14 protein-coding genes are annotated in these 22,370 nt (G+C 38.0%); 13 read left to right on the top strand and 1 reads right to left on the bottom strand.

Going from position 1 to position 22,370, the window contains the following annotated elements; all coding sequences use genetic code 11:
* Positions 1-76 precede the first annotated feature (76 nt).
* Entirely contained in the window at positions 77-328 is a 252-nt protein-coding gene (locus PK943_02545; protein HRN78091.1) for a hypothetical protein, read from the top strand.
* Here the strand turns inward: PK943_02545 and gltX are convergent.
* Positions 311-1,753 carry a glutamate--tRNA ligase gene (gene gltX, locus PK943_02540; protein HRN78090.1) on the bottom strand — a complete coding sequence of 481 codons (1,443 nt, stop codon included), beginning with the start codon at positions 1,751-1,753 and terminating at the stop codon, positions 311-313. The genes PK943_02545 and gltX overlap by 18 nt on opposite strands.
* A 157-nt stretch (positions 1,754-1,910) precedes the next feature.
* On the opposite strand from gltX, the gene PK943_02535 reads away from it, so the two are divergent.
* From PK943_02535 to PK943_02480, 12 genes are all read left to right on the top strand, one after another.
* Complete coding sequence (locus PK943_02535) at positions 1,911-2,192, top strand: acylphosphatase (protein ID HRN78089.1); 282 nt, start codon at positions 1,911-1,913, stop codon at positions 2,190-2,192.
* A 131-nt stretch (positions 2,193-2,323) separates the two neighbouring features.
* Positions 2,324-3,016: a hypothetical protein gene (locus PK943_02530; GenBank protein ID HRN78088.1), complete on the top strand. Its 693-nt coding sequence runs from the start codon at positions 2,324-2,326 to the stop codon at positions 3,014-3,016.
* On the top strand, positions 2,994-4,085 hold the full coding sequence (locus PK943_02525; GenBank protein ID HRN78087.1) for an ABC transporter ATP-binding protein: 1,092 nt from the start codon (positions 2,994-2,996) through the stop codon (positions 4,083-4,085). The genes PK943_02530 and PK943_02525 overlap by 23 nt, the downstream gene beginning before the upstream one ends.
* Positions 4,082-4,954 (top strand): ABC transporter permease, encoded by an 873-nt coding sequence (locus tag PK943_02520; GenBank protein HRN78086.1) that lies wholly within the window; start codon positions 4,082-4,084, stop codon positions 4,952-4,954. The genes PK943_02525 and PK943_02520 overlap by 4 nt, the downstream gene beginning before the upstream one ends.
* Positions 4,951-5,742 carry an ABC transporter permease gene (locus tag PK943_02515; protein ID HRN78085.1) on the top strand — a complete coding sequence of 264 codons (792 nt, stop codon included), beginning with the start codon at positions 4,951-4,953 and terminating at the stop codon, positions 5,740-5,742. The genes PK943_02520 and PK943_02515 overlap by 4 nt, the downstream gene beginning before the upstream one ends.
* On the top strand, positions 5,739-6,809 hold the full coding sequence (locus PK943_02510; GenBank protein ID HRN78084.1) for a spermidine/putrescine ABC transporter substrate-binding protein: 1,071 nt from the start codon (positions 5,739-5,741) through the stop codon (positions 6,807-6,809). Before PK943_02515 ends, PK943_02510 begins: the two co-directional genes overlap by 4 nt.
* Positions 6,810-6,960: 151 nt before the next feature.
* Positions 6,961-11,148, top strand: a complete 4,188-nt coding sequence (locus PK943_02505) for a hypothetical protein (protein ID HRN78083.1) — start codon at positions 6,961-6,963, stop codon at positions 11,146-11,148.
* Between the two features lie 111 nt (positions 11,149-11,259).
* On the top strand, positions 11,260-13,224 hold the full coding sequence (locus tag PK943_02500; GenBank protein HRN78082.1) for a hypothetical protein: 1,965 nt from the start codon (positions 11,260-11,262) through the stop codon (positions 13,222-13,224).
* A 25-nt stretch (positions 13,225-13,249) separates the two neighbouring features.
* A complete protein-coding gene (locus tag PK943_02495; protein ID HRN78081.1) occupies positions 13,250-13,732 on the top strand; it encodes a hypothetical protein in 483 nt (160 codons plus the stop codon).
* A 549-nt stretch (positions 13,733-14,281) separates the two neighbouring features.
* Positions 14,282-16,222, top strand: a complete 1,941-nt coding sequence (metG, locus tag PK943_02490; protein HRN78080.1) for a methionine--tRNA ligase — start codon at positions 14,282-14,284, stop codon at positions 16,220-16,222.
* A 165-nt stretch (positions 16,223-16,387) separates the two neighbouring features.
* Positions 16,388-17,290 (top strand): right-handed parallel beta-helix repeat-containing protein, encoded by a 903-nt coding sequence (locus PK943_02485; protein HRN78079.1) that lies wholly within the window; start codon positions 16,388-16,390, stop codon positions 17,288-17,290.
* A 155-nt stretch (positions 17,291-17,445) separates the two neighbouring features.
* Positions 17,446-22,332 carry a right-handed parallel beta-helix repeat-containing protein gene (locus PK943_02480; GenBank protein ID HRN78078.1) on the top strand — a complete coding sequence of 1,629 codons (4,887 nt, stop codon included), beginning with the start codon at positions 17,446-17,448 and terminating at the stop codon, positions 22,330-22,332.
* Positions 22,333-22,370: the final 38 nt, after the last annotated feature.

The following is a 22,370-nucleotide window of genomic DNA, read 5'->3' as shown; positions in this document are numbered from 1 at the left end:
AAAGAAAATAATATAAACTGAATATTAATGTATCTTCTCATAATATGATGTTTTACACAAGATGGCCTGGGGGCATATGTATTGTTCGTATTATCAAGCGCACGTAAAAAAAGAGACCGGTTGGTTTGTGGTTGGTATTCTTAAAAGTTTTGAGCATATGATGTTTGACCGCACGGTTGATGTGGAGAACAGCATTTTTGAATTTTTTGTTTCACCGGCAGTAGAGCAATATTTTCTCCAAGTAATGACGTATCTTGAGCAAGAGGGGTATATTTCTGATTTGAAGAAGTTACCAAATAGACTCATGCATTCATTGGAACAGTTGTAGTGCCTTTTCTAATCGTTGTTTTGCCTCATCCGTGCCCAGCATGGCCAATAAATCGTGAATCGATGGCCCATTTGCTTTACCCATTAAAGCTAAACGTATGAACCAGAAGATTTCTTTAAGCGGAATATTTTGTTTTTTTGCCGACATCTTAATATTATTTATTAAGAGATCATGATCTTTAATATCTGCTATGTGTAAGCGTATAATTTCAGCATGAGGTTGTACATTTTCTTTATGTACTCGAGTAAATAATTTTAGTGTAAGCACCGGTGGCTCGAAATAAAACCGCAAAGCTGGGACGCAGTCTGCTAAGGTTACTAAATCAGTTCTAATAATGTTTAAGATAGTTGTTAATGTAGCATCGTCTAGTTGTTGTGCTTGTGGATATGCTGCATATAAATACGGTTTGCATGCAAGAGACAGTTGCTCCGGTGTATATTGTGCAATCCACTTATGATTCATCCATTTGAGTTTTTCTACATCATACTTAATTTGGCCAGTTGCATGTATATGTTCAAAATCAAATGTTTGGGCAAGCTCTTTGAGTGACATAATTTCTTCTTTAAATGAACCCCCAATAATAGCCAAATAATTAACTATAGCCTCAGGTACAAATCCCGCATCTTTCAAATCACGTAATGAAAATCCAAAATCGCGCTTTGATAATTTTTTACCATCAATATTACACAAAATAGGCATGTGCCAAAATACGGGTAATGGTGCGTTGAATGCATGGTACAGTGCTGCTTGGCTTGCCGTGTTGCTCAAGTGATCCTCTCCTCTGAACACGTGCGTAATACCCATTAACATATCATCAACAAAATTAGCGAATAAGAAGGTAAAACTGCCATCTTGGCGTGTGATTGGAAAATCTGAAAAATTTTTCAAATCAAAAGTAATTGCGCCGCGTGCCAAATCAACAATAGTAACAGAAGTGTTTTGATCGAATTTAAAGCGCCAAATAAAAGGGGTCTTTTTTTCAAGTAAAAGCACAATTTCATCATCAGTTAATTTAGTACATGTGCGATCATAACGTGGGGGCTGTTTAAGCGCTTGTTGGCGAGTACGTTTTTTTTCAAGGTCCTCTTGTGTGCAAAAACAACGGTATGCCAATCCTTTATGTTCCAGTTCGGCGCGTTTTTCAGCATAGAGATCGGTTCGCTTGGATTGAAAATAAGGGCCGCGTGGACCGCCTTTACCAGGTCCTTCATTAAAATCGATACCAAGCCACTGCAAGTCTTGAATTATATGAGTAGCTTCCGGATCAAAGTTACGTTGAAAATCAGTATCTTCAACACGAATAATAAAGGTGCCATTCTTTTGTTGAGCAAACAGGTAGTTCATGAGAGCGGTACGGACATTGCCCAGATGCATCATGCCGGTTGGCGCAGGGGCAAAACGCAGGCGGATTGTATCTTTATTCATAGTTTTTCCTACATCATTCAAGGTGCGATTGATTATATATTATAGCACAATAAATAGTAATTATATTAATTATTCAATTTATTACGTATCTAACTTTTGACACGTGTGATATAGTTTTGCTACTTTTTGACCTGAAGCAATAAAAAAAGGAGTAGTAATGTATAAATGTTTGAAGATAACCTTCAATGCTAATTTTCCTGAAGGATTCCTCCAGGATTTTGTCCAAAAAAATGCAAAAGATCTTGGTATAGAGGGTACGGTCCAAATTATGAATATGAACAACAAGGTACGGATTGTAGCCTGTGGCGACAAAGACAAGGTAGATGAGTTTCTTGATCTACTGCATAAAGGTACGGCTCAATATATCCCAGAAGATATAGAAGCAGAAGGATTTACTAAGGATAAAGATTACCGCGGTGTGTTTCGAATTATTGAGTAAAACATCCTGGAAATTTCCCCATTTTTTTCTTTATTTATTGTAGATACCTGTTATATTTGGACGTATATGCTACAAGAGCATACTATATAGGGGTTTTATGGGGATATAACTAGCAAAGAAATGGGGTAATTATGGATCATCATCACAATCACGAACATGGACATGATACATCGCTGTCAGCTGAACTATTGCATCATTTTCCGTACGCGGTTTTTTCTGTCACGTTTGCATTGGCTATTTTGAGTCTAGTAGGGGTAACGGCATATGGTGATACTGATCTTAAAATGATCAAAAAAAGTGCCCATATTTTGTTTCATAGCTTTCACTTTATGCATATTGTGTTTGCTGCTACTGGTACCATTATCACGTATTTACGTTTTTCCAAGAATCTTATTAAGGCATTATTGGTTGGTCTAGTGTCACCAACTATTTTTTGTATGCTGTCTGATGCTGTGCTCCCGTATATAGCAGGTCGTATTTTGGGGGTGCATATGCATTTTCATATCTGCTTTTATTCTGAACTTGCTAACGTGCTGCCATTTTTATTTGTTGGTATTGTAACCGGCTTTGTTTTGAGTAAAAATCGCGATGAAAAACAGGGTGATTATAGTTTGTCGTCTCATGCCGTACATATTTTTGTCAGCGCGCTCGCATCAGCCTTTTATTTGGTGGGACATGGCTTTACTAACTGGTATGCGCATATAGGGATGGTATTTCTTTCATTAATTGTAGCGGTTGTGGTACCGTGTACTTTATCTGACGTTGTTGTACCAATGATGTTTGCAAGGGTTGATGCAAAAAATGAAAAGCATAAAGCTAGATAATATAAGTAAGTCGTTTCATGGTGAACTTATCTTAGAAAACACTTCACTTACCATTCCCAAGGGTACGTTTTTTGCGTTGTTGGGGCCAAGTGGCAGCGGTAAAACAACTATACTGCGTCTTATTGCTGGCCTTGAGCAACCTGACAAGGGACATATTTTTATGGGTGATGAAGATATAACGCATGTGCCATTGAATGAACGCCGTATTAATACGGTGTTTCAAAATTATGCCCTGTTTCCTCACATGAATGTATTTGATAATGTTGCATATAGTTTGCACCTAAAAAAGGTTCCTGCAGAAGAAATTGAGCGTAAAGTTACCAAGATTCTAAAAACAGTACACCTTGAAAAACACATGTATAAATCAATAGACCAATTATCTGGTGGCCAACAGCAACGAGTAGCTTTAGCGCGTGCTATTGTCAATGAACCAGAAGTGCTGCTTTTAGACGAGCCGTTAGCGGCGCTTGATTTAAAGTTGCGCGAACGCATGTTGATTGAGTTAATTGATTTGCAGGGTGAACTCAAAACTACATTTATCTATGTAACACATGATCAATTTGAAGCATTAACGGTAGCAGATCAGATGGCCATTATGAATGCTGATGGTGAGATTGAGCAAGTAGGTACACCGCGTCAAATTTATGAATTTCCTATCTCATCATTCGTAGCACAATTTGTGGGTACAACTAATATCTTTAAAGGGGTACTCCATCGTACGCCAACCGGTGATTATCTTGAGGTGGAAGGCCTGGGTCAATTATCTGTAGTTGTACGGCCGGAAATGACATGGGCACAAAACGGATCTACTGTTTTTATGAGTTTACGCCCAGAAAAAATATGCATTAGTAAAAAACCATTAGAAGGTTTTTCTAATCATCTGAAGGGTGTGGTACGCGCTTTGGTGTATTACGGTCGGTCAACACAATACAATGTACAACTATCCAATGGTATGATAGTGCATGTCTTTGAACAAAATGAAGAACATTTTACAAAAGACGTTATTGATTATGACGATGAAGTGTATGTTTATTGGCAAAAAGAAAACGTGGTGTTATTGGAGCGATGAATAAACAATCATTGCGTGCAGCAATTGCACGAGAAATTCCATTTTTATTTTCATTACCAGCATTAGTTTGGTTAATTGCCTTTTTGTGTGTACCAATTGTTATCCTTGGTTACTTAAGTGTAGCTACATCCGTGTATCCATTTATTTCTTTACAAAAATATGTGCATATGTTTGATATGGTGCATGTACGTATCATAACTCGGTCATTACTATTGAGTTTTTGCACGGTGGCCACTTGTTTATTATGTGCGTACCCCATTGCCTATTTTATTGTGATAAAGTCTGGTCGCTGGAAAAACTTGTTTTTATTTTTTCTTATGATTCCACTATGGACGAATTTTTTAATTCAAGTCTATGGTTGGTTTTTTATACTAGAGCGTAATGGGTTAATTAATTCGTTATTGCTCAAAATTGGTATTATCAAAGATCCGCTATATTTATCCAATAACTTATTTTCTATTTTTGTAGTGATGGTCTATTGTTACTTACCCTTTATGATTTTGCCTCTCTATACTATTTTAGAAAAATTAAATCTTCAGTTGTTGGAAGCATCTGCTGATTTGGGTGCATCTGCGTGGCAAACGTTCACCCGAATTACTTTACCATTATCAATGCCGGGTATTCGTACCGGTGTGTTGCTTACGTATGTGCTTAGTTTTGGTGAGTTTGCTATTCCTACCTTAGTGGGTGGTGGTAAATATATGATGGTAGGTAATTTGATTTCGTATTATTTTTTGGTCATGCGTGACATTAGTCTTGGATCTGCGTTTACCTTAGTAAGCGGTATGGTCCTTCTATCTATTACTTCATTTTTATATTGGTATCTTGGCAAATGGTGTTTAGAAGATTCATCAGGGGCAGACGTATGAATTTAACTAAAAAAATAGGTAGAACATTGTTTCCTGTTGCAGTGAGCTTGTTATATTTCTTTTTATATGTCCCTATTCTTGTGCTCGTATTTTTTTCTTTTAATACAGATCCTTATGCATTTGCATGGAAGGGCTTTACCATTAAGTGGTATATACGTTTATTCAAATCAGTAGAAATATGGCATGCATTGCAAAATTCTCTTATTGTCGCGGTAGTATCAGCTACGTTGAGTGTTTCATTAGGTATGTTATTTGTGGTATACATGAAGCGTAAATATCTTGCACAAACACAGTTGTTTTTTTATGGTATCTTGGCCATACCTGAAGTAGTGCTTGCGGTTAGTATGTTGAGCCTTTTTTATTTTATGAATGTACCATTTGGGTTTACTACATTGATTGCAGGGCATACGCTACTTGGTTTGGGATATGTTATTCCGATTGTATATACCCAATTTAGTTCGCTTGATAGACGCGTCATTGAGGCTGCCTATGACTTAGGAGCTACGCGAGAGCAAGTGCTTAGAACTATTATTGTTCCTTTATTGCGCCCCGCATTATTATCAGGAGGGTTGTTGGCATTTGTAATTTCACTTGATGATTTTGTATTTTCATTTTTCTGCTCAGGAGCCTCGGCGCAAACACTACCTATTTATATTTTTGCTATGATCAAAACAGGAGCGTCGCCAGTGATTGCGGTACTTTCTACATTCTTATTAATGGTTAGTAGTATGATGATATTCGTTGTTGTATTTGTACAAGCTAAAAAATTACATATGGTACAACAATGAACAGAACTATCATGCGGTGGATTATCCGTATATGTATGATTATAGTAGTCTTGAGTGGTATTGCCTTATTTTTATATGCACCGTCATTTATTCGCAGGTGGTATCCCGAAAAAAGTATCAATATTCTGGTATGGCCTACCGAAATTGATGCACAGTACTTAACTGAATTTGAACAAAAAACTGGCATTAAGGTAAACATCAATTATATAGAAACAAATGAAGAATTGTTTATTAAAATGCGTGCAGCTCAAGGTTCTGGTTATGACTTAATTATGCTTTCTGACCATATTGTTAAGTTAATGATTAAAGAAGGGTTACTTACACAATTGGACAAATCACGGCTGTCATTTTTTAATCAATTTTATCCGGCATTGCTTGGTCATTATTTTGATCCGCATAATACATATACTATTCCATATTTTTGGGATGTGTATGGTTTGGGCATTAATACTACCTATTATGGCGGCTATTTGCCGGAGGTATCATGGAATTTGGTATTTGATAAAAATAAAGTGCATGACAAAGTTGGGATGCTGGAAGATCGACGAGAAATAATTTTAATTGCTACCAAATATTTGTGTGGTGATATTATGAAGTTGAGAGATCCAGATTGTATGCAGGCAGTTAAAAAACTGTTGCGCGAACAAAAAGAATGGGTTGCTGCATATACTGATATGCGTGTTTCATATTTACTTGGATCAGAAACGGTCCCTGTGTCTATTGCCGTGATGTCTGATGTGCTTCGCCTCAATGAACTACATCCTGAAATTGTCTTTAGAGTTCCTGAAGAAGGTGGCTTTGCTATTATAGATAGCTTTGCAATACCACGTGGTAGTAACAAACAAGAATATGTGTATGAATTTCTTAACTACTTATATACACCACGTATCTTAGAAAAATATCTTAATAAATATGACCTGTATTCACCGATTGTTGGCATCAAATTAAAAGGAGTCAAACAAGCGGCTGTCATACCTACGCAAAAAATGTTCAAAAACTTAGATTTTTATCACAGTGTTGTTGAAGAAAAAATATTTGATCAAATGTGGATTGATATCATTTCTTAATATAAATTGTAGTAGTTTTGTTATTTTATTAAAGTTATTGACATAGAATAACAAAATGATTATGACTCTACATAGATGATCACCGTAATGATTGCTTAATTTTAAGAGTAGTATTTTGTAGTAAAAAAAGCGTAAAAAAAAGGACAAGTGTATGAAGACACACTCTGTAAAGCATAGTATTCTCATGCTTTCTTTTCTGTTACTCAGTTCAATTAATGTATTATATGCAGATGAAGTGTGGGTTGGTACTAGTACGCCATCGGTAGAAAATGAAAATCTTTTATTAGATAATAGTTCGGGTGATATTGTTTTTAACAATAACTTTGATTGTGAAGTTTTTATCCAAGCAACTACCACTGATGTTAACGTGACCATGAATGGGCCAATTGTCATACGTCCGGGTGACCAACAGGCACAAATTACTATTTTAGGAAGTAGTGGTCGCAAAGTTATATTCTTTGTTGATAATGATTTGAGATTTGAAGGTTCAAAAGATGTTGCGCAAGATAAATTGCTGATCTATATAGAACCGCAAGGTAGTGATTTTACCGTAGAATTTCGCATCAAAGGTGGCAACACAGTATCATTCACGTCTGACGTTGATTCAGGGCCAACTGAAGTTTGGCTTGAACTAGATGATACGCCCGGTGGTACCTTGGCATTTTTACGTGATACAACGGAATCGGTAGGCGAGCAAGATTTAAACGTTGGTATTACTGTTGGTAAAAATTCTGTATTAAGTTACATAGACAATGAAGCATTCCCTGATCCAGATGGTGGATTTGGTCGTATTCAATTTAATCCATCAAATGCAACAAATAGAGCTGGTCGCATGGTATTGACGGTAGAAGATAGTGGTGCGGTAATTATTTCGCCACGTACATTTATCGAGGTAAGTTGTGGCGGTGGCATTTATGAAAATATTTTAGTTGATCGTACCATTTTGGGTGCTGGGCTTGCAACGTTTGAAGTAGTCAATACAGCGGGGCAAGCGGGACTACAAATTATTAATGAAAACGCAACGTTCCCTGCGTTACTTGTCGATCCATTCTGTAACGAGTTTACTCGTACTGATACCGTGAACTACAATGGTACGTTCCCTGGCGTGCAATGGGGCTTTATTCTAGGAGCCAATGGCCAAATGAATATTGGGGATGATGCATTTGTTGATTATATCGGTACGCAAACAGATATGTGCCCAACGGTGACGGCAATCCCTAATCAGGATGCAGATTGCGATTCTGCATGTGATTGTGATTGTAGCTGTGGTGTTGGTGTTGATGGATTGCTCAAAGCACGTAATGGCTCTGCACTTATTATTGATGGTTCCAACTTCCCAAATGCATTACCTGCAGCAATGAACTTTGGTATCAATTCCGGATTGTATCTACGTTCCGGTGTAAATTGTCTTGGTTTTGTAGAAGACTACGAGGGTATTCCATTTGCAATTGATCCATTGAGTGAATCGTGTGGTGCAGGGTTAGTAGTATTTGACATTGAAGGTCAATTAAATGTCACTGGTAGTAACAGTGGTAGTCAATTGCGTAGTAAGATTGAAATACTTTCTCTTATGGTGAATCCATTTGGTGGTCCGTTGTTCTGGAACGGTACGCAAACAATTTTCCCAATTCGTACCTTTGCAACAGATACGAATGGCGAATTGATTCAATATAATAAAGCAGCAATGTTGGTAAACAATCGTCTGAATTTGGCTAATATGGCATTAGATCATACCGATCAAATTCACAACGTATATGAAAATAATAGCGTACAATCAGAACCAACATATATTGGTGGTGAAACGTTTACGCTTAAAACAGATGTTGCACGACCAAAAATTGCATTCAACAATTCATATTTCTTAGTACATACCAATGTTGGTGTTACTGGTGTTGATTTATTGGTACCAAATAGTCATGCATCATTTGATCCGGATACTGATTGCATAGATAATGAGAGTCACTTTACCTTCTTCTACAATGGTAAACGGGTAGATTCTGGTACAGGGCGCTTTATGATTTTGGGTACACAACCGGGTTCATTTGCCTGTAACGGTTGTTCAATTATTTCACGCGATGCGCACTTGGATGTAATACAAGATACAAATTGTAGCAATAGCGATGCAGATACTTTGGACCATTTGTTACTTCTTGATGTGAGCGCAAATAATACGTTAGTTAATAATCAAATTAATCCGGCAGAAAATATTAATGGACAATATTCAATCCAAACTATTTTCTTAGGTTTTGCAAGCAACATATCTATTGGTACACAAGCAAACAGCACCGGCTTTGATTTTGATACGCTTCCGCAGTTGAGTATTAGTGGTAACTACTTCTCACTAGATACACAAGGTGGTTTGGCTGGCAGACCTGAATACAGTGGTGTAACCGGAGAAGGCGGTATATTTGTTGATTTGAATGGTACTATTGATATTACCAATGGGTATCAAGCAAGTATTGGTGCCATGGTAACCAAGAGCTTAAATGGCATAGTTAATCTACCAAAAAATCAAGTACTTTTTGAGCCTGGTATTGGTATTTCTAATTGGAATCTTAACTCAGACAGCATTATTATTCCGGCAGGTCAATGCCTATCTGATTACACCTTATATTGGATTGCTGTTGTGAAGGATTATGATATTTTCTGTCCATATTTGGTTGATAATGTAAACAGTTGCACGTGCCCTGCAGTAACACAAGAAAATGTGAATGGTATGCCGGTAATTGCAGGTACGGTACAACAATTGCAAATCAAGGACTCTCGCTTGGGTGATCCGGCTAATATCAAAATTGTGAGCGGTGGTATTGTTGAAGAACTTGTATTCTTACTAAGCAATAAATCTGCTGTTGCGCCAACAGCAGTAGTTATTGTAGAAGATGATGGCGTAGTTGGTCTTGGTTCTGCACATCGCAATGTTGATTCACTGTGTGCATCATTTGTACTTGGTGTTAATGGGGTAACTATCATTGCAAACGGTGATGGCAAAGTGGTGCTCAATGAAGACATGATTATTAATAACGTATGTAGCATTTTGCGTGGTCCTGACTTTAATACCGGAGCTGATGAAGGTATTCTACACATTACTTCAGACCGCACACATAATATATATGTAACGAGCACAGGTACCTTAGATTTACGTTCATTCCAATCGGGTGATCGTGTACAAATAGAAGGTAATGTACAAGTCATTCTTGAATCAGGTGCACGCGTGTTGATGGATGGCGTGGAATTAGTATTTGCCGATGAAGCATGCATGCTCACACAAAAATATGATCTGATATTTAGCGCGTTTGAAGATGCAACAAGTCTTGCTTCTACTGATGATTTCCGTGTATCACTTATTGGTACCGGTACTATTTCCTTGACTGACTGTTCATGTTTCTTTGTACAAGAAGATTCGTTTGTTGGTGTAGAAACATTGTTTGAGTTTAATGGAACAGACACCTGTGAAATTCCAACAACTGATTTGACTATCAGTGTTGGTGATAGTGCACAATTTATTATTGGTACTGATTGTGAAGAAGAAGCAGGTGCATTCCAAGTTGGAAATACTGAAGATCATGATGGTCATGCCGTGAGATTTAACTTAACTATGGCTGGTAGTGATGCAATTTTCCGTATCAGAAAAGGTGGTTTCTTTGGGTTGGCAACCGGTATTGTACAGAAGAATGCTGGCAGTGTGCCAAACAGTTGGGAAATTGATACTACATTTAATGTAGAAAGCGTAACAATTAATGTGCTTGCTGGCCTTTTTGCTCATGATCGCATCTATTCTGGTGATGATGTAGAAGCTGCGCTTATGGCAATAGGTGATGATAGTAATACCGTATTTAGTTTCTTGTATGGTTCTGCCGATACGGAACAAGAATTCCGTGCACTTAATGAAGCAGTGCATGGTGGTGGAAACATCGTACGTATCACACCGGGTGTACCAGTTAATCCAGTTGTGCTTGATACAGACAATACATCTGGCCGTGTACGTACTGGTATTTTGGCATCACGTCCATTGCTTGCCGATACGCCGGAAGCAGTTTCTGTAAGTGGTGATGATCTCTTTAGTGCGATTAAAACGTTAGATATGCAAGCAGTAAACCGTAGTACTGATAAAGCTAATTTTGCAATAGGTGTACAAGCATTCAGGGATGGCCATACCGGCATTCGTACCGGATATATACTTGGTGATATTATTGTGCGTTTTGATGCATTCGATTTCTTTGGTCCGGGGACGCAAGAATCAAAACGTCAACGAGCAATTGACTTGGGTGCTGGTTATATCAGAGTAGCCAATACAAGTACGCCGGAAGAAAGTACCTTTGCATCGGTTATTCCAGCATAAAAATAATATGGCAGGTCACGGATACTGACCTGCCTCCTATTTTAAAAAAAGGATAGTATTTTCGAGACAATGTTTATAAAAAAAAGAAGTGATGAAACAAAAAGGAGAGCAATGAACAAGTCAGCTATACGCATGGGAGCGCTTCTGGGTATGCTTGGCTGTGGCATAGTACAGGCCGTCTTTGAATTTAGGTCTCCACAGCCGTTACGTGATGGCCCTATCCATTATAGACTCCAACCAGTACGTGATGCGTATTGGTATGATGTAGTCAATCAAGACGCAGAACCTACCGAACGCGGATTGAGTATGAAAAATCGTACGCTATACAATGAGGATTGTTGTAAGCCAAGAATGTGCTTCAGTGATGGTATATGGGAAACCTATGTATGGACGGGGGCATATTACCGTGCAGCTGATAGAGCATTTTTTGATGATAAACTTGATTGTGATGGTGAACCCAAAAATAACAATACCAGACATACAACTGGATTAAGCCAATTATTTTTTGGTATTGATCAAGCAACAACATCTTTTGTTGCTGCGCAATCATTTGCCAATAGTACCATAAGTCCGGCATTGTTGGCTCAAACAACTACTGCACTTGCATGGTCAAAAATTACACCCAATCTGAAATTTTCAGAAGCAGGTGCCATGTTTGGTGTAGATGCACGTCGTTGGTTTGGTAAAAACAATGCATGGTATTGTGGTACGCGCTGCAGTTTGCCGTTTGTGGTTGTGGAAGTCAAACCATGTCCGGTATGTCCGGGAGAGTTTGAAGAAACATTAGAAGATGTGTGTCGCATGCATCCATTAAATCAAGATTTAGATGGTGATCCAGATCAAACTGAATGTACCTATCGTCTGGATTTTTTAAGTTCATTGCTCTGGAATTATCAAGATCAAGATGGTCAACAAGTACCGGTACCGTTTTTGCAATACGGTAATGGTAATGACCAACAAACATATATTGGTACTCACCGATTGAGTTTTGCTAGTCCCAATGTTGCAGAAGAACAACCACCTGCGTATGTACAACGCCGTCTAGATGGCACTGCGCCATCAATTCCATATCGTAAGCTTGCATCACAAGTTTCTGGTGCACTTGCTGCTGATGGTTCTGGTGGTGGTGAAAATGCCGTATTATTTTTTGAACAAAATACCAATTATCTTGCTGGTGTTGGTCAAGATATAGCTGCACAATCTGAACTGTGGTTGGTGCCACGCCAAAATGATGCTTCACAAGGTGCAAATGTGCCAGATCAATTGGTAAATGCTGCTCAGGCAATTTGTAATGAAATAAAAACATTAGTTGATATGTCTGGTATTCCGACACAAGAAGGTGCGGTTGAATTCTTAGCGCGTGAGTGCGATATTAATTTGTGTGCTGCTGATCGTGTAGTTGGTCTTGGTGATTTAGAAACTGATTTATATCTTGGCTATGGTAAAGGATGGCGTAGTTGGTACCTAGATGCAATAACTGGTGTGCTATGGCCAACCGGTAAAAAACAAGAAAATTCAGGTGATGTATATTTCTTATCAACCGGTTACAATGGTCACTTTAGAGCAAAAATTGGTATGGAAGGTGGTTGGATGCCGTGTAAATGGTTTGCATTCAAATCAGATTGGGCATTTTACCATGTATTCAGTCGTACTGAAAAACGAGCTGCTCCATTTAAAGGTGCAACTATCAGAAACGTAGGACCGCAAATAAATGCAAAAGTAAAATGGAATTATTGGATATTCCATACTGATTTTACGTTCTTCCATCCGAATAATCCTGAGTTAGGTGTTGTATTGAGTTATGAGTTGTTTGCACGCCAAAAAGATCATGTACGTTTGGGATGTCCTGATCTTGATTGCAATGGTGGGTTTACTACGGATTGTTTGGGACAACGTCAAGAACTCGATTTTACCTTATATGAAACACGTACCAATAGCATGACTAATAAAATTCGTGGTGAAGTGTTTAATCGTTCTGATTATTTTGAATTGTTTGTGGGCGCATCACAAATTGTTGGTGGCCGCAATGCAATGCAAGAAACAGAAGCACATATTGGTGTAGCGCTTTACTTCTAAAATTTAAAAAAGGGGAAATGGTTTTATGAAAGTACTATCGATTGATAAACTACGCATACTGGCAAATGTGTGTATATTATTCGTACAAACAATGGTTTTTGCGCAAGCTGCACGCACAGACAGTATTACTTTAACAAAAGAAGATGCCCAAAAATTAGTTGATTCTTGGGAGCGGGTAGAAAAAGATTTAGAAACACGCGGTCCACGTTCATCAGCGGAACGTGCAGCGCGGCCGGATGGACAAGGACTTGGCGATCCAGCAGCACCCGTACCGTATGTATCAGCTGACCTTGATGAAATTCGTCGATGTGTATGTATTATCAAAGAAAAAGTATGCAATACGAATGATATAATCGGTAACTGCTTGGATGAAACAATTGCAACAGTGACCGGCGCAGAATGTATTACCGTAGGTGAAATTAATGAAATTTGTGCGAGCGTTATTAGTTGGTTAAAAACAATCGTATCTGAGTTGCGTGGAAACCAAGAGACGTGCCCAGCACCGTAACATTAATTTGGTATTTAGTTTTTTGTCGAGCCACTACATTAAAAGAGTGGCTCTTTTTTTTGTCTTTATGCAGACTGGCATTTTTAATTTTGCTTGTGTTTTTTTATAATTGTAAGTTTGCGCTACTCGCGCGGAGCAAGGTATTTTGCTTGTCCAAAATACCTTGACCAAAAGACACAAACAGCCTGTTTGATCCTTTTTCCGCGCATAGGACACGACCCTCTGGCCTTGTCGGCCGAGGTCTACCGATGCGCTACCGGATTTTGTATTTTATAAAATGAAAAGTCTTCTATCCGAGCACCTTGATGCGAAGCCGCTTTAGCGGATGAGTCAGCAGAATTGTGTGAGAATTAGGCAATCCAACAGCATGTTGGTGTATTTTAGTCCAGATCTTTTGTACAAGCAAAAGATTTGGTGCTGCCCGCATAGGGCAAACTTTCAAAAACAAAAAACAAAATCAAAAAAATAAAGAGTCTGTTTTTACATTTTTGTTAATCATATTTTTTATATATACTAATATTTAAAGATAAATTATCTAACCTTCATTTTATGCTGAATAATCATATGTCTAAAAACAAATTCTATGTGACTACTCCCATTTATTATGTAACTGCCAAACCTCATCTTGGCTCTTTGTACTCCACGCTCCTTGCAGATGTCCTTGCTCGTTGGAACAAGCTAGCAGGCAAAGACGTTTTTTTTCTGACCGGAACCGATGAATATGGTCAAAAGGTAGCACGTGCAGCAGAAGTTGCAGGCAAAAAACCGCAAGAATTTGTAGATAGTTTTATTCCGGCATATACTTCTACTTGGCATACGTATGAGATTGATTACTCAAAGTTTATTCGCACCACTGATAAAGCGCATATGCAAGGTGTCTATGCATTAATCAAGACATTATTGGCATCGGGTGATATTTATAAAGATTCGTATACCGGTTGGTATTGCACCCCGTGTGAAACATTTGTTACCGCAAAATCATTTGAAGACAAGACAGAAAAGCCACTATGCCCGTCATGTGGCCGTGAAACTGAAATGGTCTCAGAAGAGACTTATTTTTTCAAACTATCTGCGTACCAAGATAAATTATTACAACTCTATAAAGACAATCCAACGTTTGTGATTCCCAAAGAACGTTTACATGAAGTTATCAGTTTTGTTGAATCAGGGCTCAAAGATTTGAGTATTTCACGCACTACGGTCAAATGGGGTATTCCATTTCCAGATGATGTTGAGCATCGCGTGTATGTATGGCTTGATGCGTTGAGCAATTATATTACCGGTATTGGCTATGGCGACCCACACAGAGCAGCAGAATTCAATAAGTGGTGGCCTGCAGATATCCAAATTTTAGGTAAAGATATTGTGCGATTCCATGCGGTTTATTGGCCGGCATTTCTGATGGCAGCCGGTTTGCCATTACCAAAGCATATGTTGGTGCATGGTTGGATTCAAGTTAATAAACAAAAAATGTCAAAATCATTTGGTAATGTGGTTGATCCTATTGCATTGCAAGAAACATATGGGGTTGATGCAGTGCGTTATTTTTTAACGCGCTATATTCCGGTTAATCAAGATGGTGAGTTCAGCACCGGACAATTAGAACGTGCCATTGAGACTGATTTAGCCAATGATTTGGGCAACCTCCTTAACCGCATGGTTGGTCTTGCAGAAAAGCATGCTACCATGGCACTTACCCCACCGGCCATTTGGGGACAGGCAGCGCTTGCAGTGCGTGATGAATGTTGGAATATGCTTGAAGATGTCCAAGAATACATGCAGGAATGTATGTTCCATTTGGCACTCGGTCGTATATGGAAATTTATTAATATAGTGAATGCATATTTTCATGAACAGGAACCATGGAAAATTGCTAAATCAAACCCAACGCAATTTATGGAAGTTTTGTCTGCAACAGCGCATGGCTTGCATGCTATTGCCGTGTTATTGTGGTCAGTGATGCCGCGCAAAATGGAAGCATTACTTGATAGCCTTGGCGTCAGCTTTACATTGCATGGTAATATGCTCGATGCACTTGATGAAAACCCATGGCAGCTTACATACCAGTTGAAAAAAATTCCTACCTTATTTGCAAAACCAATAGAGGCTGCAGTGAGTACAGACGAGATCAAAAAACAAGAAGAGCCAGTAGTGGACAATAATTATATTACCATTGATGACGTGATCAAAGTTGAGTTGTTGGTGGGCACTATTGAACAATGCGAATCAGTCACAAATTCTGACAAATTGTTACAATTTCAAGTAAACTTTGGCCCCAAAGGTATGCGCCAAATTCTTGCTGGCATAAAAAAACATTATGCTCCAACGGATTTGATTGGCAAACAAGGTGTGTTTATTTTTAACCTCAAGCCACGCAAACTACTTGGTACAGAATCGCAAGGTATGATGCTGATTGCGTATGATGCTGATGGCAAACCACAATTAGTCAGACCCGCAGTTGAGGTACCGAATGGTACGAGATTGCAGTAATTCTAACCCTTCGATACATCGCTACACGATACTCAAGATGAGCGGATTAAGTTGATCTTACATACAAAATCAGCAACATATAGCTCCTCTTTTTTTTTGCATTGATTTTTTATTACGTACTTTGTTAGGTAATATATGATAGTCTTTTTTAAAAAAGGGATTGATATGAATCTAATAAAACGCGTTTTTTTACTTATCTTAATATTAACCGTTCCGTGTATTACGCACGCAATTGATTGTGACTTTCTCATAACACAAACCAATATAGATGGCGGATTAACTATTGATCAAGCAGGTGTGTGGTGTTTTTTTGAAACTACTACGTTTGTTGAAGATACCGGTATTACTATTACAACCACTGGTGTTACCCTTGATTTGCAAGGATTTTCATTTGAAGGTACGCAAGTTGGTACCCGTGCAATTAGCATAGAGCAGGTAGCAGAAGTTACTATTCAAAATGGTGCGATTAAAGATATTTTAGGTAATGGTATAGAAGTAGCTGGAACCACAGAAGTTATTATAGATAATATAACAATGCATAATGTTGGTGGTGATGGTATACATATAGCTAATGCATATCTGGTAGACGCAATGAATTGTACTATAGAACTAACTGATGGTGTTGGCGTAAATTTAGCGAGTGATACACATGATATTGCGCTTTCACATTGTACTACTACTTCTGCAACAAATACTGGATTTTTGCTAGAGGGTACTGACTGCTTAGTGCATTTATGTATAAGTCAACGTACACGTGGTACTGGTACAGGATATGTGTTAGCAGGAAGTAGCATTACGACATCATTCAGCAATGCGCGCTATAATATAAACGGGTATCAAGTATCGGGCGATAATAACGTTATTAAACAGAGTTACATAGGTAACAATAGTGCTGATGGTATATTGGTACTTGCCGGTGCAACAGACAATATATTCTTGGGAAATAGACTGCAATGGAATGCGGGTTATGGTATCCGAGGAACTGGTGGTACCCTAAATACCGCACAATCAAATTCAGCAGAGCAAAATGGTCTGGGTAATTTTTATAGAATTATCAACTTACAATAAATAGATTAGCCTCACTGATAATCAGGTGAAGCTTTTATCTTGCATACATTTGTACATTAATCATATGACTTATATTGAATAATTGATTTTTTATCAAAACTTTTGTTAAGTAAAATAGAGTAGTTTTTTTGCTAATAAAAAAGGAGCGAGTTGCTATGAAGCGTATGCTATATACTTTTCTATGCTTATTAAGTTTTTTGTGCAGTTTGCAACCAGTTTTTGCCGAATGTGGAAATATAAATCCACAACCGGGTGAAAATTTGCATGGACTAACTTTTCGAATTGGTACTGAAGTTGATATTGTTTCATCGCGTCAATGTATTATTGAATCAAAAGTGTGTGACTTGAGTTCAGTGGTTGATATCATAGAAAGCATAGTCGACACTGTTGATTCGAAAGTAGACATTATAGAAAGTAAAGTCTGTATCATAGAAAGTATAGTCGATGTTATTGATTCCAAAACAGATATTATAGAAAGTAAAGTTTGCGAAATTGATTCCAAACTTGATGATCTTATTTATACGGTTTCGCTGTGTTGTGAGTGTGACTTTTTTATTACCCAAGCAGATATTCCATACACCATTACACAACCTGGTGTCTATTGCGTAGCAGAGGATTTAACATTAAGTGGCAGTATCAATATTATTACTGTTGCTGCTTCATGCGTTACTATTGAATTGAGAGAGCATTGTATTGATGGTAACGGAGGTGGTAACAATGGTATTTTTGTACAAAATGTAAATGATATTTTGATACGTAATGGTTCCATCACTGCACTCGGTTCGGGTGTTGGTATTCGTGTTGAAGATAGTCAGTTTGTTACTATACAGAATGTTGGCATAACTGATTGTTTGGCGAATGGGTGCCGCATTTCTAATTCTGATAATATCATAGTGGAAAATTGTGGTGCCTATAATACGGCGAACGGTCAAGGTTTTTTTGTTCTGAGTGGCTCGAGCTTTGTGACATTCCGCGATTGCGTGGCAACTGGTAATGGTGGTAATGGATTTGAAGTGGTGTCATCAAGCCCTGGTGTTTGTTTCTTTAACTGTCAATCATCTGATAACGACGTTGATGGGTTTAACATTGGATTGTCGAGTAATGTTTCTATATTAAGTAACTGTATTGCCACTAACAATACTTCCGATGGTATCGCCATAGCTGCAGACAATTGTCAGATTAGGGGATGCTCTATGACAGGAAACGCGGTAGGGGTTAATAACACAGGAAATGGCTTAATATTCTGCGACAGTCTGGTGTATGACAATCTTTCGCAAGAGCTTATAGGCATAGGTGACAACTGTGACGCATGTGATTTTATTATTCGTCAAGGTGATATTCCATTGCTCATTGCTACACCGGGTGTATGGTGTGTTGCAGAAGATTTAGCACTTGGTGCACCTGCAACATCAGCTATTCAAGTTACGTCATCATGTGTAACGCTTGATCTACAAGGCCATTGTATTGATGGTTTGGGAACTTTGCCTAATGGTATAGTTGTACCTGATGATATAACAAATGTGATGATCCAGAATGGTTTTGTAACCGGTGTTGCAGGTACAGCGGTTAGCGTTACTTATGGTAATAATATTATTATAGAAAACATAAATGCAGCAAATTCGGCTAATGGCTTTATAGTAGCCGGTAATGATGTAATACTCAGAAATTGTATAGCGCATGAAAATGTTTCCGATGGATTTGCACTACAAAATAATATATCAGGACGTATAAGTGCTCGTATAATGGTAGACAATTGTACATCGGTAGATAACATACAAACAGGTTTTAGAATTACTTGTACGGAATGTTATGTGTCAAATTGTACGGCTGATGGCAATGGTCTGGAGGGGTACTCGTTAGTAGGAGACCGTGTGACCATGCGTTCTAGCAATGCATTGAACAATGGATCGGATGGCATATTTGTAGCGGGTGATAATTGTGAAATCCGTGACAGCTCGGTAAGTTCGAATGCCGGCATTGGTATATGGGCGCTGGGGGCTACTGGCTTGGTAGTGTGCAATAACTTGGTGCATAATAATGCTGGTGGTGATTTAGTCAATGTGCCTGGAAGTAATATATGTCAAGGACTCAAGAACATTTGTTCTAAAATTGATGAGCTTTTATTAACCACTTCGCTGTGTTGCGCATGTGATTTTGTTATTACGCAAGATGATATTCCATTAACTATTACTACACCCGGTGTGTGGTGTTTAGCAGAAGATATTAATGGTGGGTTCGCTGGTCTTAATGCTATTACAGTTGATACAAATGATGTAACAATAGAATTGCAAGGCCATATGATTGATGGTCAAGCTGTGGGTGCAAGAGGAATTCGTCTAAATCCATCTGCAGAAAATATTACTATACAACATGGTGTTATCAAAGATGTGATTACTATAGCACTAGATCTTAATGGAGATTATATCACGGTTAATGATGTTGATATTTTGATGTCAGGTGTAGGTGGGGCAGCCGTTGGTGTGTTTTTAGCGAATTCTGGTACTGATTGTACTTTTACTAATTGCCGTATCTATGATACGCCGAGCACAGGTTTTTCTGCAGATGGTATTGGTGTTATAGTGAAGAATTGTTTAGTAGAAAATGCTGGAGCAAGTGGGTTTAATATACCTGATACTTCAAGCAATTTTTGTTTTATTGATTGTAAGGCAAATAATTGTACGAGTGCTGGATTCTCTACCTTTGGGGCAGAACATATACTTAATAATTGTTCTGCAATGAGTAATGTTACTGGTTTTGCCATTGGCGTAAGTGATTCTTTTGTAACCAATTGTATGGCGGGAGATAATACCACAGGTTTTAATTTTGGTATTTTAACCAATAGATGCCTTGTTGAAAACTGCCAAGCAGTTGGTAACTCTACCGGTATTCTTGTTGAGGGTAATGAGGTACAAATTATTGATTCAACTTCGGGATCTAACACAGTTGGTATTAATGGTTCTGCGAGCACTGGTTTAGTTGTGTGTAATAATATTGTAGAAAATAATGGCACGAATTTGATCGGTGTTATGGATAGCAATTTATGTAATGGGCAAATGGAGATTAACTCTAAGCTTGATGAACTTATGTATACCGTATCATTATGTTGCGCATGTGATTTTGCTATTACACAAGCAGACATTCCATTAACTATTGACACACCGGGTGTATGGTGTTTGGCGGAAGATATAGAATTTTCTTCAGGTAATGCGATTACCATAACAACTTCATGTGTAACGTTGAATCTACAAGATCATTGTATAGAAGGTGATGGCGGTGCTATAGGCATAAATATTACGTCTTCAATAGTAGCGGATGTACTTATCAAGAATGGTCAGGTAAAAAGTTCTACAGGTAACGCTATTATCCTAAGAGGTAGCAATATTACAGTTACCAATGTGCAGGTTTCACACGCTGGTGGCGCAGGTATTCAGACAGTTGGTGCATCAAATGTTCTTATACAAGATTGCCGGGTATATGATGGGACATTGGGTGGTTTTAGCCTGGATGGTCAGGATATGGTATTGCAAAATTGCATAGCATCAGGTAATGGTGATGCAGGATTTGTTGTTGATGCAGCTAATTCATGTTTATTGCAATGTAAAGCTATAAATAATAGTATACCATTTCTGGGTACAGGAGCGTTCCATATATTAGCGAATAATTGTGTTTTGAGCGAGTGTGCTGCACTAAATACAGTATCAGTCTTGAGTGGTACGGCGAACGGCTTTTATGTTGAAGGAAATGATAACGTGATGCGTGCATGTGATGCACAAAGTAACGATGATAATGGATTTGAAATACTGGGCACCAATTGTGAAATTCGTGATAGTTCATCGTCTAGTAATATATCAGCAGGTATTCGGGTAACGGCAGGTACACCGGCACAAACGTTGGAAGTGTGTAACAATTTGGTGCATAATAATGGCATTAATTTAGTGAATACCATAGATGGTGATCTGTGCAAGATGGGATGCGACTTTATTATTCAACAAAACGATATTCCATACACTATTACCGTACCGGGTAATTATTGCTTAGCAGAATCTATAACGGTTGGAGCTAGCAATGGTATTATTGTAGCTGCAGATGATGTAACGCTAGATTTGAAAAATAAAATAATAGAAGGATCCGGTACTGATATAGCGTTGGTAATAACCGGAACTAATGTATATGTTAAAGATGGTTTAATTACTAATTTTGAAAACGGGATTTCTGTAGAAAGTGATGCCGGATTTGTTTCAATAGAAAATATGATTGTGAATGATTGTGAAAATACGGGCATAATAGTTTTTAATATAGAAACAAATGTAAATAATTGTAGTGTCAACGGAGGTGGTTTATTAGGTGGTATTATTGGTAGAGCTAAAGAAGTTAGTGATTGTACAATACAAGATATCATTGCAACAGGTCTTCAAGTAGGAGCTGGAGCAGTAGATCCAGTTGTACGAAACTGTACGATACAAAATACTACACCAGGTGTTACTGGCGTTGCTATTGCAACTAATAATGCTACTATCATAAACACAGTAGTATCTAATGTTGTCTTAGGATTTGAAATAGTAACTACCAATAATACTTTACAAAATTGTATTGTGTGTGATGCAACTAATTATGGATTTGACGTGGATGGTAACAATAATATAGTTATTCATTCAATTTCAAACAATAGCGGTATAGGCGGATTCTTAGTTGGTGGTGACACTAATCAATTAAGAGATTGTGAAGTTAGTCAAACAGAAACAGGGTTTGTGGTTGAAGGTGCAGGTAACTTATTTGAAAAATGTACGGCGATTAATGTTACCGATGGTTTTTATTTCGATAATACCGGAGCAGAAAACCTTATTCAAAGTTGTAGGGTGAATAGTTTTACTAACAGTGGTTTTTGGGACGATGCCCTTTTGGGAGTTAATTACTTCTATAATAACAGTGTAGGTCCTGCTGACGGTGGTACTGGTACTGGTTTTGTGAGTGTTACTATTGGTCCAGTTGTTAGTCCTGGTTCGTTAACTGACACTATTGGTTATTGGGCTAATGTTGGTTAATTAATCATAATTTTTTGTTCAAAAAAATACGCTCTGCC

It is taken from the genome of Candidatus Dependentiae bacterium, from assembly GCA_035445995.1.
GTDB lineage: Bacteria > Babelota > Babeliae > Babelales > Vermiphilaceae > DAOMRS01.
The sequence above is the reverse complement of the archived record's forward strand: the minus strand, read 5'-3'. Positions and strand labels throughout refer to the sequence as shown.